Annotated in this window: 15 protein-coding genes; 4 read left to right on the top strand and 11 right to left on the bottom strand. The window is 61.7% G+C overall.

Annotation, left to right across the window (positions count from 1 at the left end; translation table 11 throughout):
• Positions 1–201: 201 nt before the first annotated feature.
• Both VDP74_RS13225 and VDP74_RS13220 read right to left on the bottom strand, forming a co-directional pair.
• Positions 202–1,203: a TRAP transporter substrate-binding protein gene (locus tag VDP74_RS13225; RefSeq protein ID WP_323000109.1), complete on the bottom strand. Its 1,002-nt coding sequence runs from the start codon at positions 1,201–1,203 to the stop codon at positions 202–204.
• Positions 1,204–1,264: 61 nt separating this feature from the next.
• Positions 1,265–2,257: a TRAP transporter substrate-binding protein gene (locus VDP74_RS13220; protein ID WP_323000108.1), complete on the bottom strand. Its 993-nt coding sequence runs from the start codon at positions 2,255–2,257 to the stop codon at positions 1,265–1,267.
• 219 nt (positions 2,258–2,476) lie between these two features.
• Between VDP74_RS13220 and VDP74_RS13215 the strand changes: the two genes are divergently transcribed.
• Both VDP74_RS13215 and VDP74_RS13210 read left to right on the top strand, forming a co-directional pair.
• Complete coding sequence (locus tag VDP74_RS13215; RefSeq protein ID WP_323000107.1) at positions 2,477–4,489, top strand: ATP-binding protein; 2,013 nt, start codon at positions 2,477–2,479, stop codon at positions 4,487–4,489.
• 52 nt (positions 4,490–4,541) lie between these two features.
• A complete protein-coding gene (locus tag VDP74_RS13210; RefSeq protein ID WP_323000106.1) occupies positions 4,542–5,132 on the top strand; it encodes a response regulator transcription factor in 591 nt (196 codons plus the stop codon).
• A gap of 71 nt (positions 5,133–5,203) precedes the next feature.
• Here VDP74_RS13210 and VDP74_RS13205 read toward each other — a convergent pair whose 3' ends face one another.
• Positions 5,204–5,557 carry a GFA family protein gene (locus VDP74_RS13205; RefSeq protein ID WP_323000105.1) on the bottom strand — a complete coding sequence of 118 codons (354 nt, stop codon included), beginning with the start codon at positions 5,555–5,557 and terminating at the stop codon, positions 5,204–5,206.
• A 233-nt stretch (positions 5,558–5,790) separates the two neighbouring features.
• Between VDP74_RS13205 and VDP74_RS13200 the strand changes: the two genes are divergently transcribed.
• Positions 5,791–6,363 (top strand): YceI family protein, encoded by a 573-nt coding sequence (locus VDP74_RS13200; protein WP_323000104.1) that lies wholly within the window; start codon positions 5,791–5,793, stop codon positions 6,361–6,363.
• On the opposite strand, the gene VDP74_RS13195 is transcribed toward VDP74_RS13200, so the two are convergent.
• The 8 genes from VDP74_RS13195 to VDP74_RS13160 all read right to left on the bottom strand — a co-directional run bounded on the left by VDP74_RS13195 (position 6,353) and on the right by VDP74_RS13160 (position 15,780).
• Positions 6,353–7,237 (bottom strand): AraC family transcriptional regulator, encoded by an 885-nt coding sequence (locus VDP74_RS13195; RefSeq protein ID WP_323000103.1) that lies wholly within the window; start codon positions 7,235–7,237, stop codon positions 6,353–6,355. The two genes, VDP74_RS13200 and VDP74_RS13195, sit on opposite strands and share 11 nt — an antisense overlap.
• A 93-nt stretch (positions 7,238–7,330) precedes the next feature.
• A complete protein-coding gene (gene acs / locus VDP74_RS13190; protein ID WP_323000102.1) occupies positions 7,331–9,310 on the bottom strand; it encodes an acetate--CoA ligase in 1,980 nt (659 codons plus the stop codon).
• 76 nt (positions 9,311–9,386) lie between these two features.
• Complete coding sequence (locus VDP74_RS13185) at positions 9,387–10,091, bottom strand: ABC transporter ATP-binding protein (protein WP_323000101.1); 705 nt, start codon at positions 10,089–10,091, stop codon at positions 9,387–9,389.
• The gene (locus VDP74_RS13180; protein ID WP_323000100.1) at positions 10,088–11,983 is read right to left on the bottom strand and encodes a branched-chain amino acid ABC transporter ATP-binding protein/permease; all 1,896 of its coding nucleotides are present in this window, start codon (positions 11,981–11,983) and stop codon (positions 10,088–10,090) included. Before VDP74_RS13180 ends, VDP74_RS13185 begins: the two co-directional genes overlap by 4 nt.
• Entirely contained in the window at positions 11,980–12,834 is an 855-nt protein-coding gene (locus VDP74_RS13175) for a branched-chain amino acid ABC transporter permease (protein WP_323000099.1), read from the bottom strand. The genes VDP74_RS13180 and VDP74_RS13175 overlap by 4 nt, the downstream gene beginning before the upstream one ends.
• 93 nt (positions 12,835–12,927) lie before the next feature.
• Positions 12,928–14,304 (bottom strand): ABC transporter substrate-binding protein, encoded by a 1,377-nt coding sequence (locus VDP74_RS13170; protein WP_323000098.1) that lies wholly within the window; start codon positions 14,302–14,304, stop codon positions 12,928–12,930.
• Positions 14,305–14,813: 509 nt separating this feature from the next.
• Positions 14,814–15,326, bottom strand: a complete 513-nt coding sequence (locus VDP74_RS13165) for a VOC family protein (protein WP_323000097.1) — start codon at positions 15,324–15,326, stop codon at positions 14,814–14,816.
• 13 nt (positions 15,327–15,339) lie between these two features.
• Positions 15,340–15,780 (bottom strand): VOC family protein, encoded by a 441-nt coding sequence (locus tag VDP74_RS13160; RefSeq protein ID WP_323000096.1) that lies wholly within the window; start codon positions 15,778–15,780, stop codon positions 15,340–15,342.
• 85 nt (positions 15,781–15,865) lie between these two features.
• On the opposite strand from VDP74_RS13160, the gene VDP74_RS13155 reads away from it, so the two are divergent.
• Positions 15,866–16,540, top strand: coding sequence for a TetR/AcrR family transcriptional regulator (locus VDP74_RS13155; RefSeq protein WP_323000095.1), 675 nt, complete (start codon positions 15,866–15,868; stop codon positions 16,538–16,540).
• Position 16,541: the final 1 nt, after the last annotated feature.

The raw sequence follows: 16,541 nt of genomic DNA, 5'->3' as shown, positions 1-16,541 counted from the left end.
GCAGGAAGGCAATCAGGCCTTCCTCGATGTGTTCCAGCCAGTTTTTCAACATGGTAAGGAAGTCCTTGGATCGGGATGGTGAACGGCTGCAAAGCAGCAGCCGCAGAATCAAGACAGCAGCGTGTCCGGCCGGGAGGCCGGACACGCGACGGCGCACGACGGCAGGCGCTCATTCATGCAGCGACTGCCATCGCGCAGCCATCACTCCTCGTTGGAGGCGCGCGCTTTCGCAATCAGGTCTTCGCCGATCTGACCCGAGAACTTCGACCAGACGGGCCGGACAGCCTCGCGCCAGGCGGCGATGTCCCGCTTGGTCAGGGTCTGGATCCTGGCCTTGCCGGCTTCGGCGATGCGCTGCTGGTCACGGTCGTTGATCTCGGCCGCAAGCTTGTTGGCATATTCCGTCGCCCCGCTCATGGCTTGCTTCAGACCCGCGCGAACATCCTCGGGCAGACCGTCCCACCAGCCGGAATTGGTGATGACCATGTAGTCCAGCGCACCGTGGTTGGTGACGGCGATGGTCTTTTGCACTTCGTGGAATTTCTGCGAGTAGATGTTGGACCAGGGATTTTCAGCCCCATCCACCACGCCGGTCTGCAGCGCCTGGTAGACCTCGGAGAAGGCCAGCTTCTGCGGATTGGCGCCCAGCTGGCGGAATTGAGCCTCCAGCACGTCGGACGACTGGATGCGGAACTTCAGGCCCTTGATGTCTTCGGGGCGAACCAGTTGGTCCTTGTTGGTGGACATCTGCTTCATGCCGTTGTGCCAGTAGGCCAGGCCCTGGATGCCCTTGGACTTCATGGAGTCCAGCAATTCCTGGCCCGCCGGGCTGGCCTGGAAGCGGTCCAGGGCAGCCACATCGTCGAACATGAAGGGCAGATCGAAAACCTGCAGCTTCTTGGTGTAGCGGTCGAATTTCGCCAGGGACGGGGCGATGATCTGCACGTCGCCCAGCAGCAGGGCTTCCATTTCCTTGCCGTCGCCAAACAGCTGGGAGTTCGGGAAGATCTGCACTTGCACCTTGCCCGGCAAGGCAGCTTCGGCGAGTTCCTTGAACTTCAAGGCGCCCTGGCCCTTGGGGGTGTTCTCGGCTACGACGTGGCTGAACTTGATGACGACCGGCTGATCAGCCAGCGCCGCCGAGGAAAAGGCCAGCGCGAGGCACACGCCCAGCGTTTTGACGAAAGGAATGCGGATGCTCATAGGAAGGTCTCCTGGTTTTATGAAAATGACAGAGTGAAACATCGGAAAATCGTATTGATCCCTAGGGGGCCTCGATGGCACGCCGGATATCGGCAATCAGGTCCGCACCGATATGGGCCTGCATGTCGGCACTGACGCCAGCCAGAGCCTGTTTCCAGGCCGCGCGTCCGGACTCGCTCAGGACGTCGACCTGCGTCTTGCCGGAAGCCCGGATCGCTGCCAGGGCGCGATCGTTTTCTTCCTGGGCGATCGAACTGGCGTAGCGAGTTGCCTCCCGCATCGCACCTTCGAGTTCGCGGCGAATATCGGGAGGCAGCCCTTCCCAGAATTTTCTGTTGACGATCACGGCATAGCCCAGGTAGCCATGATTGGACACGGTGAAGTGCGATTGCACGTCCTGCATGCCCTGCGTGTAGAAATTGGAGGGCGGATTCTCGGTGCCGTCCACCACCCCGGCCGCCAGCGCGTCATAGACCTCGCCGAACCGCAGGGTCATCGGCTGGGCGCCCAGGGCCCTCATCTGGGCATCCAGCACTCTGGAAGGCTGGATCCGCATCCGCAAACCCGCCAGATCGGCAGGCACATGCACCGGTCGATTGGCGGAAAAAGACTTGAAACCGTTATCCCAGAACGCCAGGCCGATGACGCCCTTGAGCCGCAGGCGGTGCAACATGCCCTCGCCGATCGGCCCGTCCGTGATCCGGTGCAGTGCGGCCATGTCGGGGAACATGAACGGCAGATCGAACACCTGGAATTCCCGCGCACCCAGCGGCCCGAACTTGGACAGGGACGGCGCGATCATTTCCACGGCGCCCAGTTGCAAGGCCTCGAGTTCCTCGCGATCCCGATAGAGCTCGCTATTGGGATAGACCTGCACGCGGACGCGCCCTTCCGTGGCCTGCTCGGCCAATTCCTTGAACCGTTCAGCAGCCTTGCCCTTGGGCGTATCCGAGGCAACCACGTGACTGAACCTGATCAGGATGGGTTCCTCTTGCGCATAGACTGCCAAGGGGCACGTCAGCGCGCAGGCGAGCAGGATGGCGAAGAACTTCATTGCTGAGGCAATATCCGGGGTCCCGAAGTCTGGGGGTTAAAAAGTACGGGGCCATTGTCAGCAACCAGGACAGGCGTTTCAACTGTGGAAATCCACAATCGGACGCCGGGGGCGGCAAGGTTTCGCCTCCGGCGGCTCGGCTACACTGGGGACGGCATCACTTCCGCCATGACCCCGGCGCCATCCGCCCAACGGAAGGCAGACAGCCCCCTATCCAGCATGAGTCTTCTTCCGTCCTACGCTCCGCTCGTCCGCCGGCGCACTTGGCAATGGCTGGTTCCGATCCTGTGCGCGCTTCTGTTCCTGACCACCGTGATCTGGCTGCCGCGCCAGGCCCAGCAGATGGAATCCACGGACCGCCAGGAACAGCTGATCGCCGACACGCTGTGGGTCGAGCAGACCATCCGCTTTCAACTCGGGCGCAATGAAGACGACATCCGGTCGCTGGCCAATGAGATCGCAGCCGGTCACCTGTCGGGGGAAAAACTGCTGGCGCGGATGCGTTTCCTGCAGCGCACCCACCACGAACTCGCGCGCATTGCCTGGATCGATGCCAACGGCACGGTGACAGCCTCCGATCACAAGGTCGATCTGTCCCTGCAGGACCTACCCGAGCCGCTGCGCGTGAAGCTGGCCCGGGTAAGCAGCACCAACACGCCGGAATATACCCAGCCAAATCCGCCGACAGACGCGCGTCATCCCGCCCTGATGGACTATCTCTTTCCGGTTCACCAAGGTGGGCGCTACGTCGGCAGCGTGATCGCCACCTATTCCCTGGGCGGGATCCTGGAACAGATGGTGCCATGGTGGTTCGCCCAGAAAAACGAAATCCGCCTGACGGACCGCCACGAGAACACGCTGGGCCAACGGGCCGCAGGCGGCGCGGGGCGCGGTGTATATACCTACGCGCATGACCTGAACCTGCCCTACGCGGACATCACACTGCGCACCGACAGCGTCAAGGGGGCCCCGAATCTGCTGTCCAACCTGCTGGTCATCGTCATCGTCGGCCTGACACTGGGGCTGTTCTGGAGCCTGGCCGCCTTATGGCGCGACATCAACCGCCGGATGGTTGTGGAACGCGCCCTGCGCGAACAGGTCGCCTTTCGCACCGCCATGGAGGACTCCCTGGTGACCGGCCTGCGGGTATACGACCTGAACGGCAGGATCACCTATGTCAATCCGGCGTTCTGCCGCATGGTCGGCATGCCGGCCGAAGCCCTGATCGGATGCGCGCCTCCCATGCCCTACTGGGCCCCGGAGGTCATGCAGGACTACCAGGCACGCTTCGCGCAGCGCATGGCCGGCATGATCAATCCCAATGGCTTTGAAACGATTTTCCTGCGCAACAAGACCGAGCGCTTTCCCGTGCTGGTCTACGAATCCGCGCTGGTCGACGAAAGCGGTCAGCAGACGGGCTGGATGAGCTCGATCCTGGACATCTCCGACCGCAAGCGGTTCGAGGAACTGAACCGGCGCCAGCAGGAAAAACTCCAGGCTAGCGCCAGGATGGTCACCATGGGGGAAATCGCATCGACGCTGGCGCACGAACTGAATCAACCGCTGGCTGCCATCACGAGCTACACGACCGGTGCCCTGAACCTGTTGCAAAACCCGGCCGCGCAGCCTGACAGCGCCAGCCTGGAGCGCATCCGCGGCGCGCTGGAGAAAGCCAACACCCAGGCGCAACGCGCAGGGCACATCATCCGCAGCGTCCATACATTCGCCAAACGGCGCGAACCTCACCGGGAAACCGTCCAGCTCCCCCCCCTGATCGCCGATGTCGTCCAATTGGCCGAGCTGCAGGCCGGGCAGCACTTCATCAAGATCGAATCCGACATCCAGCCGGATACTCCGGCCGTGCTGGCCGACCCGATGATGCTGGAGCAGGTGCTGCTCAACCTGACCCGCAACGCCATCGAAGCCATGCGCGACGTCGAACCCGAACGCCGCATCCTGCGGATCGGCGCGGGCTCCGACCCGAGCGCCCCCGGCAGCGTGACGATCAGCGTGGCCGACCGAGGCAGCGGCATCGAGCAACATGCCCGGGAACGGCTGTTCTCGCCCTTCTTTTCCACCAAATCCGACGGCATGGGCATGGGCCTGAAGATCTGCCGCACCGTGGTGGAATTCCACGGCGGCACCCTGATCTACGCCGACAATCCGGGCGGAGGCACGATCTTCCGCTTCTCGCTGCCTGCGTCCACGACGGCCGAAAACATGAAAAAATAGAGCCGCCGTGTGACAGGCCGGCCCAACGCACCCCAGGGAGGGAGACAACAAGGTGCTACACATCGTCGACGATGAAGAAGCAATCCGGGATTCGCTGATCTGGCTGGCGCAGTCCCGCCTGATCGACGCCGCAGGCTACGACGGGGTCCAGGCCTTTCTCGCGATGCTGGGCGAGGACTACGCATTCAGTCCCGAAGGCGACTGCCTGCTGCTGGACATGCGGATGCCCGACATGAGCGGCGCGCTGCTGTTCGATACCCTGGCGACCCGGGGCCTGACCCGGCGCATGCCCGTCATTTTCCTGACCGGCCACGGCGACGTTCCGATGGCGGTCGACAGCCTGAAACGCGGAGCCTTCGATTTCTTTGAAAAGCCCTTCAACGACAACAAGCTGATGGATCGCGTGCAAGAAGCGCTGCAGGCATCGCTGGAAGCCGGCGATCAGGCACTGGTGCAATCGCGCCTGGCCTCGTTGTCGTCGCGCGAACGCGAAGTCATGGACCTGATCCTGGACGGCAAGATGAACAAGGTCATCGCCGACATGATGGGCATCAGCATGCGCACGGTCGAAGTGCACCGCTCGCACATCCTGGCCAAGATGCATGTACGCACCGCAGTCGAGCTGGCGCGTCTGCTGAAATAGCCGGCCTGCCCGCAGCAAAGGCCTGCGGCGGCCCAAGGCCGCCCAAACGCCCTAATACACCCGGTACAAAACTAGCGCAGGTTCGCCCCGTCGTAGCGGGTCAGGTCGAGCGCATCCAGATCCGCCTGCGGGACGCAGCGCAGATTGACTGCGCGCATGGGCGTGCCATCGGGTAGTGCGCCCAAGGTAAAAGCCTGGGTTCCGCACACGGAGCAGAACTGGTGCTCGATCTGATGAGTGTTGAAGCGATAGGAGCGTAGCGAGTCCTGGCCTTGAGTCAGGCTGAATTTTTCTGTGGGAAAGAACGCCAGCAGAAAGCCTTTGGCGCGGCAATGGGAACAATTGCAGCTGACCGCCTGCGTCGGCAAGGGGGCGTCTACGGAAAACTTGACGGTACCGCAGTGGCATTGGCCTTGGAAGGACATGATGGCTCCTGGGAATGAGGTTCGTCTCTTGTTCAAATGGCGATCGCGATATTTATCACGCGAAGCGCACACATTTTCATACGTACACGCATCATTTTTTGTTAATCAGCACTATTTGATGCACATCAGAGGAACCGCAGCATCGCCCTTACGAGCCATGTGCGAATCCCATAGACTGAACAGTGTCAGCTTGTATTCAGAACTGATTCAGACATTTTATTGCAAGGACTCCCATGTCGAAACTACTTGTCGCGGCCGTACTAGGCCTGTCCGCCTATGCATTCCAGGCACAGGCCCAGAACACCCTCTACGAAGTCGAACCCGATCACAGTTTCGTCACGTTCGAAGTCGTCCATAACGGAACGTCCACCACCCGGGGACGTTTCGATACCATCACGGGCACCGTCGAACTCGACCAAGCGGCGAAGAAGGGGCAGGCGAAGATCCACATCGACCCGGCCTCGATCAACAGCGGCTCGAAGGGCTTCGACGGGCACCTGCGCAACAAGGATTTCTTCGACGTGACCGCATTTCCCGACGTCACCTTCCAAAGCAGTGCCTTCGCCTTCGAAGATGATCGGGTCAGCAGCGTTTCCGGCACCCTGACGCTGCTCGGGGTGCAAAAGCCAGTCCTGCTGAAGGCCAATCACTTCAATTGCTACACGAACAAGCGCATCCAGCGCGACGTCTGCGGGGGGGACTTCGAGGCGACCATCCAGCGCAGCGACTGGGGCATGAATTTCGGCCTGCCCGGCATTCCGGACAGCGTGCGGCTGGTGATACAGATCGAGGCGATCAAGCAGTAGCCCGTGGCCGGCGCTCAGGCAGGGCGAGGCTGTTCCATGAATTGGCCAGCCCAGGTTCCCGGCGCATTGCCGAAGCGGGATCCTGCTTCGTCTTGCCCCGGAAAGCGGGGCCGGAGCCCTGGCGCGCCGCCGAAAAAGCAGGCGACGACGCAGGCCGGACATACTGGCTGGGCGCCACGCCAAGATACCTGCGGAACATGGCGGTGAAGGCCCCCTGGTTCTGGTAGCCCAGGTCCAGGGCGATATCCAGGATGGATCGGCCTTGTTCCAGCCATTCGAGCGCCAGGCGCAGCTTGGCCTGATGACGCCAGACCGTGAAGCTGATCCCCGTTTCCTGCAGGAACAAGCGATGCAATGTGCGCTCGCTGCAGTCCATATTCTGCGCAAACTGGCTCAGCGTTGTTGCATCGTCCGGATGAAGCTGGATGTGCGTGCAGATCGCCGCCAAACGCCGGTCGCGCGGCTCGGGGAGCTCGATCGGGACGTCCGGGCGGTCGATGATCTTTTCCAGCAGCAGTTCCTTGAGCAAAGCTGCCTTGCGGCCAGGCTGAGGTTGCTGGCTGTACTGCGCCAGGGACCGCATGACCTCGCGCAGCAACGGCGTGACATGCAGCACGCAGCTCTGTTCGGGAAGCTTGAGCGAATGATCCGATCCGAACACGAAGGCTTTCATCCGCACATCGCCCAGGGCGCGGATATGCCGATGGCCGTCGCTGCCCGTCAGCCAGATGGCACGAGAAGACGAAACGACCCAGTGCCCGTCATCCCCCGACACCAGCAGAACACCCGTGGTCGGAAACAATAAACGCGGGCTGCCGCAGCTGGGCTCGGTCACTGCGGCGGCATCCGGAAACGACAGGACAGTACAGCTCAATGCAAAATGGACTTCGGGCTCGAAGCGCATACGACCCTCAATGTAAGGTCAGCGCGCCAATGCGGCGCGCTTCATGAACGAAACCGCCCGAGTCTAGTATGGCCCATGCAAGCGATTTAAAGCGTCGGGGTTTTCCAGCGTTGACGTATCCTGCGTGATTTCTCCATTTTCAGCGACGATACGCAACAAACGCCGCATGATTTTGCCTGATCGCGTCTTTGGCATGGCGTTGCCGAACCAGATCTCGCGCGGTTTGGCGATCGGTCCGACCTCGCGCATGACCCAATCTCTCAGGGCCCCTGCCAAAGCGGGCGCATCCGCCTCGCTGGGCAGTTCATGCCTGGGCACGACGAAAGCCACCACGGCCTCGCCGGTCACGGAGTCAGGACGACCGACGACTGCAGCCTCGGCCACCGCCTCGTGGGCGACCAGCGTGGATTCGATCTCGGTGCCACCCAGGCGATGCCCGGATACGCTCAACACGTCGTCGGTGCGGCCCATGATCCAGCAATAGCCGTCGTCATCGAGTTGCGCGCTGTCTCCCGACAGATAGGCGCCGCCGAACTCGGGCGGGAAATAGCTTTTGACGTAGCGGTCAGCGTCGCCCCACACCGTCCGGATCATGGCGGGCCAGGGGCGGGTGATCACCAGGTATCCGCCCTTGCCTGCCGGCAGGCTGCGGCCGGATTCATCGACGACGTCGATCTCGATACCCGGCAACGGCAAGGTGCAGGACCCCGGCTTGAGCGGCGTTGCGCCGGGCAGCGGGGTCAGGATATGACCGCCGGTTTCGGTCTGCCACCAGGTGTCGACCACCGGGCAGCGACCTGCGCCGACCTGCTCGTGATACCAGATCCAGGCTTCCGGGTTGATGGGTTCGCCCACCGAGCCCAGCAACCGCAGGCTGGACAGATCGTAAGCAGCGGGCGCCGTCGACGGATCCGCGCTGCTTGCCTTGATCAGCGAGCGGATGGCGGTTGGCGCCGTGTAGAAGATCGTGACTCTGTGGCGCTGGATCATGTCCCAGAAACGACCAGCATCCGGATACGTTGGGACACCCTCGAAGACGATCTGCGTCATTCCCGCCGCCATGGTGCCGTAGACAATGTAGCTGTGCCCGGTAACCCAGCCAATGTCGGCCGTGCACCAGAAGATGTCGTCGGGCTTGGCGTCAAAGACCCATTGCGCGCTCATCTTGGACCAGAGCAGGTAGCCCGCCGAACTGTGCTGCACCCCCTTGGGCTTGCCGGTGGACCCCGAGGTATACAAGATGAACAAGGGATGTTCCGCCTCTACCGGCACTGGATCGCAGGTATCGGGCTGGCCTTCTTCGACATCGTGCAGCCAGCAGTCACGACCCTCGCGCCAGTCCACGTGCCCGCCGCTGCGACGATAGACGATGACGTGACGCACCCGATCCGCATCCGGTTCTGCCAGCGCCTCGTCCACTGCGGCCTTCAGGGGGATGGCCCGCCCGCCACGCATCTGTTCATCGGCAGTGATGACCAGGCTGGCCTCGACATCGACGATGCGCTGATGCAGGCTTTTGGTGGAAAAGCCGCCGAATACCACCGAATGCGTGATGCCCAGGCGTGCGCAGGCCTGCATGCATGCAATGGCTTCGATGGACATCGGCATGTAGATGATGGCCCGCTCGCCCTTGCGATACCCCAGGCCGGCGATCCCGTTGGCGATGCGGCAGACGCGCGCATGCAGTTCGCGGAAGTTGACCGTCGTCACCGTGCCATCATCGGCTTCGAATATGATCGCCGGCTTGTCCGCATTGCCGTTGTTCAGATGCACATCGATGCAATTTTCCGAGACGTTCAGTTCGCCGTCGTCGAACCAGCGGTAGAACGGCGCATCGGATTCGTCGAGGACGCGAGTGAAAGGTGTGCGCCACACCAGATTCTCGCGGGCCATATCGCCCCAGAACCCGTCGGGATCGCCGCGAGCCTGGTCGCACAGGGCCTGATAGGCCTCCATGCCCGATACCGCAGCGGCCGCCTTGAATTCGGGCACCGGCTCGAACACCCGCTGTTCCACCAGAATGGAATCGATTGCACCTGACATTGCCGACCTCCTTGATCATATGCGTGCTGAAGGGCGAGCCGAGCCCCCTGGCCCTGCTCGCCCGTGGGATGGCCGCTCAGGCCGCGACCCCCAGATACCGGTTCATGACATCGGTGCGGGCGCGAAGTTCATCGCTGGACCCGCTGAAGACGATGTGGCCGGTGTTGAGCAAATAGCAGCGGCTGGCCATGGACAGTGCGGCAGCCACGTTCTGCTCGACCACCAGGATCGTGCGCCCCTGGCTGGCCAGTTCCTGGCAGACCCGCATCAGATCGCGCACGATCAGGGGTGCCAGCCCCTCGAAGGGTTCGTCCAAGAGGATCAGACGCGCATCGCGTATCATCGCCCTGGCGATCGCCACCATCTGCTGTTCACCGCCCGAAAGCTCGCGCCCCTTGTTGGTGCGTCGTTCGTCCAAGCGCGGAAAAGTACGGTAGATCTCTTCGAAACTCAAGGGCTTTGCAGCTGTCATGGCTGCAAGTTTCAGGTTTTCGTGCACCGTGATGCCGCCGATCACGCGGCGCTCCTCGGGCACCAGCTGCAAGCCCAGGCGGGCGATCTCATGCGCCTGTCTGTCATGGATGGAAGCGCCCGCGAACTGGATCGAACCTGACTTCGGGGTCAGGGCGCCCGCCAGCGTCTTGAGCAGGGTCGATTTGCCTGCGCCGTTGCGCCCCAGCAGCGCCACGACTTCGTTCTCCTGGATGTCGACCGAAACGTCAAAGAGGATGTGGGAATCCCCATAATAGGTATTGATGCGCTCCGCGCTCAGCAGACTCATTGTCCGAATCCTCCCAGGTAGGCGTCCTGCACGGACGTGTTGGCCTTGATTTCCTCGGGCGTGCCCTCGGCCAGGAAATTGCCGTCATACAGCACGGTGATGCGATCAGCCAGTTCGAACATGGCATCCATGTCGTGTTCGACGATCAGCACCGTGCGGCCCTTGCGGATGGTCTTGAGCAAGGCCACGGCATGCACACGTTCCTCCGGGCTCATGCCCGCCAGGGGTTCGTCGAGCAGCAGCACGTTGGCGCCCGTGGCCAGGGCCAGGCCGATTTCGACCCGCCGCTTTTCCCCGTAGGACAGCTCATGGACGGGCGTATCGGCACGCACCGTCAGTTCAACCAGTTCGATGGCCGCTTCGACTTGCGCGTGACACCCCTTAACGCCACCGACAGTCGCCAATGCATCGAAGCGGAAGGGACCGCGCTTCTGGCCCAGAACCGACATCAGGATGTTCTGGCGCACCGTCAGGGCATCGAACAGTTCATTGACCTGATAGGACTTGCTCATCCCGAGCTGGCACACCCGGGTGACGCCGACCCCGGTGATCTCGGCCCCGCGCAAATGCACCGTGCCTGACGTGGGCTGGATCTCGCCAGCCAGCATGCGAAAGAACGTCGACTTGCCGGCGCCGTTGGGGCCGATCAGGCCGCGCAGCTCGCCCTCCTGAACCTCGATGGACACGCCCTTGACCGCCTTGAGGCCGCCGTAGTGCTTGGCGATATTGTCGGCTCGCAAGACGGGCGTGCCCGCCGGCAACGGTGCAGATTCACGCATGACCAGCCGGTGACGGTCCGAGCGCGCGGCAGGCCTTGCCGATCCCACGGCGGTCGCGACACGCCGGGCAACCCGACGCGCCTGCCAGGCAATGAACTCGCCGCAGATGCCGCGCCGGAACACCGTCACCAGGACCACAAAGATCACCCCCAGGATCAGGCGCCAATACGAACCCACTGCTTCGACGAACTGGAGCACTTCGAACAGATACAGCCAGATCAGGGCGCCCAACAGAGGGCCGAACAGCGTGCCCGCCCCGCCCATCACGGTCTGGATGACGACTTCTGCCGACGTGTGAATGTTGAAGGCATCAGGCGGCATGTACCCCTGAAACAGCCCCAGCAAGCCGCCGGCCACTCCGCCGAAGCCCGCTGCCACCACAAAGATCGCCAGCTTGTAAGTCTGAATGCTGTGTCCCACGGCCATTGCACGCTGGGGATTGTCGCGAATCGCCGTCAGAATGACACCGAACGGGGAAAACGAGATCCGCCTGGCCAGCACGAAGCCGATGAAGAACATGGCGGCCAGAAAGGCATACATAGGCCAGCCGGGCTCGATCACATAGCTGAAGAAACCCAGATCGATCGAGGCCTCGGGAATCCCGGGGATCCCGTTTTCGCCGCCGGTCCAGTCACGCAAGGGGCCAAATTCCAGAAAGTAGATCATTTCGGCAAAGGCCAGGGTGCTCATGGCGAAATAGATGCCGCTGCGCCTGAGGGTCAGATAACCAATCATCAAGCCCAGCACGGCAGCCGCCACCACCGACAGCAGCAAGGCCAGCAGCATGTTCTCCACGATGCCGCTGGTCATCAGGTAGGCCGTCACGAAAGCGCCTGTGCCGTAGAAAGCCGCCTGCCCGAAAGACAGTAGGCCCGCGTAGCCGAACAGCAGGTCAAAGCCCAGGCCGAACAGGCCCCAGATCAGCACCCGGCCCAGGAGATCGGGACCGGCGCCAACGAGCGGTGCCAGAAACGGCGCCACCGCCAGCACCACAATGGTCAGGCCCTCGGCCTTGTAACGGCGTTGCAGACCGGTCGAGGGAAGCGCAACCGCCCCGCTCTCGGGCGCCACAACGCCCGGCTGGATTGCCACGGAATCATCATGCCGGCTCATGCCCTGCCCTCCACACCCAACAGCCCCTGAGGCCGAACGATCAGGATCAATGCCATGGCCGCAAACAGCATGACATCGGAATACACGGGGTTGAACAGCGACGTCAGGCTGAGAATCTGCCCCGCCACCAGGCCGCCCAGCACCGCTCCCGGAAATGAACCGACCCCGCCCAGCACCACCACGACGAACGACTGAATCAGCACGCGAAAGCCCATGTCCGGCACGATCGACACGATCGGCGCATAGATCATGCCGGCAAAGCCGGCCGCTGCGGCCCCGACACCAAACACCACGAGAAAGGCGCGCTGGATATCGATGCCCAGCAAGCGCACCATCAGGGAGTCCTCGATCCCCGAGCGCACGATCAAGCCCAGACGAGTGCGATAAAGCACCAGCCAGCACAGGCCCAGCGCCACGGCGGCGATCAGCAGGATCTCGATGCGGTACAGGGGATAGGTCACGAAGCCCATGTCCACGACGCCTTCCCCCCAGGACGGCACCGGAACCCGTTGGCCCACCCCGCCATAGATAGCGCGAATGATCTCGACCACCACAATGCTGATGCCGAAGGTCACGAGAATCTGATCCTCAACCGGCCGGCTGTAGAATTTCCGGATCAGGCCACGTTCAAGCACCAACCCCACGACCATGGCAGCCAAAGCACCAGCGGCAATGCTCAGCACAAAGGATTCCGTCGCCAGGTAGGTCGAGAAACCCGCGTATGCTCCCACGACGAACAGCGCGCCGTGGGCAAAATTGATCAGGCCCAAAGTGCCATAGATGATGGTCAACCCGGCGGCGATCAGGGCAAGCAGGATCCCGAGCGCCAGCCCATTGAAGACCTGAGACATGAATAAGCCGATTCCAGGCATATTCCCCCCTTGTCACGATTGAATGAAACAGCGCGCCCATGCGTTTGCAGCATGGGCGCCTCGCGGTTTGCCCTAGGTGTAGTCGGTCATCTTGCAGCCGGCATAACCGACCGGCGGCAGGGTAGCAACCCCGTCGGCGATGGCCACGATGTCGACCAGGTCGTCCTTGTCCTTGATGTCCGCTGGTTTTTTGCCGCGCACAATGGTGAAGTTGGCGGCGCCGTCATGGTCCTCGGCACGGAAGTAGGCTTCCCCGCCCATGGTGTACGGACGCTTGTGGTTGATGCCGTCCTCGAGCGCCTTGGCGACCTCGGCGGGGTGGAACGTGCCGGCGCGCTCGATGGCGTCGGCCCACAACAAGGTGGTCATGTAGGCGTTGTGTTCCGGGTCGCGAGGCTTGGCGCCGAATTTCGCCTCGTAGGCCTCGACGAAATCGCGCGCGATTTCGTTCTGTTCGGAATAGGCATGCCAGAAAACCATCGTGCCGTAGACGCCTTCCATGATTTCGGGACCGACTTCTTCGAGCATGTAGGCGGGCATGTAGGGCACGCACATCTTCATTTTCTTGAGCACGCCGAACTGGTGCGCCTGCTTGGCCGAGTTGACGGCATCGGCGCCGTAGTCGTGATTGATCAGGATGTCGGCGCCGCTGTTGGCGATGTTCAGCATATAGGCGCTGTAATCGGTTGCGCCCAGGGGGTGTATCTGCGGCGTGTCGATGGTTGTCCAGCCTTGCTCTTCCGTGAATTTCTTCATGAATTCGTGGATGGAGTGGCCATAGTTGTAGTCCGGGACCAGGTGGATGGCCTTGATGTTCTTGCCATAGGCCTCGGCCAGGACCGGAGCGATGGCCTTGGATGCCGTGTAGGCGTGATGACACAGGCGAAAGCCATAGCGTCGGCAATCCTTGCCGGTGGTATCGCTGGAACCGCTGATGATGGGGAAGTACAGTGTCTTGGCGCGATCGCAGGTATTCTGCAAGGCAATCGCCACGGAACTGCTGACGCTGCCCGCGATCATCATGGCTTTGTCCTGGCGGATGAATCGCGTGGCGGCCTGCACGGCACTGTTGGGTTTGGTTTCCGCGTCACCGACGGCCAGCACCAGTTTTTTTCCGAGTATGCCTTCCTTGGTCAAGGGAGAAATCTTGCGCACGCGCGGATCGCCCTTGTTGATCATCTCGGCAGCCAGCTCGAAACCGCGTTTCTGGCCGTTGCCCTCGGCGGAATATGGCCCGGTCAGATCCAGGGTCAGGCCGGCCGTCACGGTATCCCCGGCCACGCCATCCGGGTAGTTTCCAAGTTTCGGATAATCCTTTTGCTGAGCAAAGGCCGCCTTGCCGTAGAAGGCCGGCACCGCCAGCGCGCCGGCAGCCCCAGCGGAAGTCTTGAGAAAACTGCGGCGTGTGGCCGAGTATGGGGATTCGATACGCCGATCCTGGTGTGTCACGATAATGTCTCCTCTGTCCTGTTATGACGGGATAAAACAAGTTCACGCCCCATCCTGAATGGAGAATGCAGATACTTGATATTCACGATGGAACGTCATATTGCCCAGAATCTGAAAATCGAATCCAAACATGCCGGTTTCTATTTTCCAGGGCCAGTGATTCTAATTATTTTGAATTCAAAAATGCAGGAGTAGATTATCAAAGCGATCGCCTGAACGCCGCTTCATTTCTGACAATAAATCATGCGTTTAGGACTTTTTCGCAGCAGCTAGGGAAAACACCAGACCAGGCAAAAAGCGCAATAAAAAAGGCTTGCGGAAAAAATATCCGCAAACCCTTAACGAGAAACCCGCCACCCCGGAAAGCCCCGAAAACGTGGCAAACATATTAAATACAATGGTCTCCGGCAATATACGAAAAACCATTCATGACGATCCGGCAATCAATATAAAAAAATGGGTGAAATACCCCACAATGATATTAATAGCACGCGATTCTTACGCCAAACTTACAATGATGAAGTTCCCCCGTTGCTGCTGCCCCGTCGGGCTGCTTCGATCGCTGCGACATCGATCTTTCCCATGGTCAACATGGCGGCGAACACGCGCTTGGCGGCGGCGCGATCGGCGCCGGTGTATGCCTGGGTCAAGGCCACCGGCGTGATCTGCCACGAGACGCCCCACTTGTCCTTGCACCACCCGCACTCGCTTTCCTGGCCGCCGTTGCCGACGATTGCATTCCAATATCGGTCGGTCTCATCCTGATCCACCGTGGCGATCTGGAATGAAAAGGCCTCACACTGCTTGAAGGCCGGCCCGCCATTGAGCCCGATGCAGGGGATGCCCATGACCGTGAACTCCACGACCAAGACATCGCCTTCCCTGCCAGAGGGATAGTCGCCAGGCGCGCGGTGCACGGCTCCTACGAAAGAATCGGGAAAAGTAGCGGCGTAAAAGCGGGCCGCCCCTTCGGCATCGTTGTCATACCAGATGCAGACTGTGTTTTTTGCCGGTGTACCCATGGTGGCGCCTCCGTCAGGTCGCCGCAGCGACATTGATCATCCACGGCGTGCCGAAGCGATCCCGGGCCATGCCGAATCCGGGTGACCAGAAGGTCGGCCCAAACGGCATGACCGTATTCCCGCCCTGTGCGAGGGCATCAAACAAGCGTCGCCCTTCGGCCACGTCCCCAGCGTGGATCGACACCCAGAGGCCCTGGGGCGCTTGATAACCCCCGCCGCAGGCCTCCTCGCCTCCCGGCATGGCATCGGAGCCCATCAGCATCTGCTCGCCCATTTGCAAATGGACATGCATGATGCGGTTCTTGGCCGCGTCGGGAACGGGCGGCATGTCCGCAGAAGGCGGTATCTCGCCAAAAGTGCCCTGATAGACGATATCGCCCTTGAACAGCTTGGCGTAAAAGGCAAAGGCTTCGGCGCAGTTGCCATCAAAGGTGAGATAGGGAGTGAAGTGCATGGAAAGGCTCCTTTGTGGACGATGTACACTTAAGGCCGAGTATGAAATCGCCCGTGGACATTGTCCACATAAAATTTGTTAGAAAATGCCAGACATCATCAACCCCACCCGCGACACGTATCGGCACGGCAATCTGCGGCACACGCTGCTGGAACATGGCATCGCCCTGGCGCGCGAAGGCGGGCCTGCCGCAGTGGTGCTGCGCGAAGCCACACGTCGTGCCGGGGTAGTACCCAACGCCGCCTACCGTCATTTCAAGAACCGCCAGGACTTGCTCGAGGCCGTGCGCGCCGCCGCGCTGGCGCATCTGGCACGCGCCATAGAGACCGAAATCGATGCGGTGCAACACCTGCATGAACCCCACCAGCGCGCCCGCGCGGCATTTCGCGGTGTGGGGCTGGGCTATCTGCGTTTCGCACGCCAGGAACCAGGACTGTTTCGCACGGCGTTTGCCGCACGGCCCTTCGACGTCAAGGACACAGGCGAAGATCCGCTCACGGACGACTCGCCACGCGGCGCCAGCGGCATGGATCCGTTCCAGTTGCTGGGCCACACATTGGACGACATGGTCGCGGCCGGCCTGCTGCCCGCTGCTCAACGCCCCGGCGCCGAGTGGATGGCATGGTCTGCCGTGCACGGCATGGCCTTTCTGGTGCTGGGCGGCCCTTTGCGCAGTCTCGATGAACCGGAGTGCCAGGCCCTGGCCGAGCGGCTGGTGCTCATGGTCGAGCGCGGGCTGCTGGCGGCGCCAGGGATGTAAC

The organism is Castellaniella sp., from assembly GCF_034674885.1.
GTDB lineage: Bacteria > Pseudomonadota > Gammaproteobacteria > Burkholderiales > Burkholderiaceae_B > Castellaniella.
This window is presented reverse-complemented; position numbering and strand designations above follow the sequence as displayed.

What these genes read in the sequence shown, in the direction of transcription:
- acs (WP_323000102.1), bottom strand. Translation starts at nt 9,310, where the DNA reads ATGTCAGGTGCAATCGATTCCATTCTGGTGGAACAGCGGGTGTTCGAG.
- VDP74_RS13185 (WP_323000101.1), bottom strand. Translation starts at nt 10,091, where the DNA reads ATGAGTCTGCTGAGCGCGGAGCGCATCAATACCTATTATGGGGATTCC.
- VDP74_RS13180 (WP_323000100.1), bottom strand. Translation starts at nt 11,983, where the DNA reads ATGAGCCGGCATGATGATTCCGTGGCAATCCAGCCGGGCGTTGTGGCG.
- VDP74_RS13215 (WP_323000107.1), top strand. Translation starts at nt 2,477, where the DNA reads ATGAGTCTTCTTCCGTCCTACGCTCCGCTCGTCCGCCGGCGCACTTGG.
- VDP74_RS13205 (WP_323000105.1), bottom strand. Translation starts at nt 5,557, where the DNA reads ATGTCCTTCCAAGGCCAATGCCACTGCGGTACCGTCAAGTTTTCCGTA.
- VDP74_RS13220 (WP_323000108.1), bottom strand. Translation starts at nt 2,257, where the DNA reads ATGAAGTTCTTCGCCATCCTGCTCGCCTGCGCGCTGACGTGCCCCTTG.
- VDP74_RS13155 (WP_323000095.1), top strand. Translation starts at nt 15,866, where the DNA reads ATGCCAGACATCATCAACCCCACCCGCGACACGTATCGGCACGGCAAT.
- VDP74_RS13175 (WP_323000099.1), bottom strand. Translation starts at nt 12,834, where the DNA reads ATGTCTCAGGTCTTCAATGGGCTGGCGCTCGGGATCCTGCTTGCCCTG.
- VDP74_RS13200 (WP_323000104.1), top strand. Translation starts at nt 5,791, where the DNA reads ATGTCGAAACTACTTGTCGCGGCCGTACTAGGCCTGTCCGCCTATGCA.
- VDP74_RS13160 (WP_323000096.1), bottom strand. Translation starts at nt 15,780, where the DNA reads ATGCACTTCACTCCCTATCTCACCTTTGATGGCAACTGCGCCGAAGCC.
- VDP74_RS13225 (WP_323000109.1), bottom strand. Translation starts at nt 1,203, where the DNA reads ATGAGCATCCGCATTCCTTTCGTCAAAACGCTGGGCGTGTGCCTCGCG.
- VDP74_RS13165 (WP_323000097.1), bottom strand. Translation starts at nt 15,326, where the DNA reads ATGGGTACACCGGCAAAAAACACAGTCTGCATCTGGTATGACAACGAT.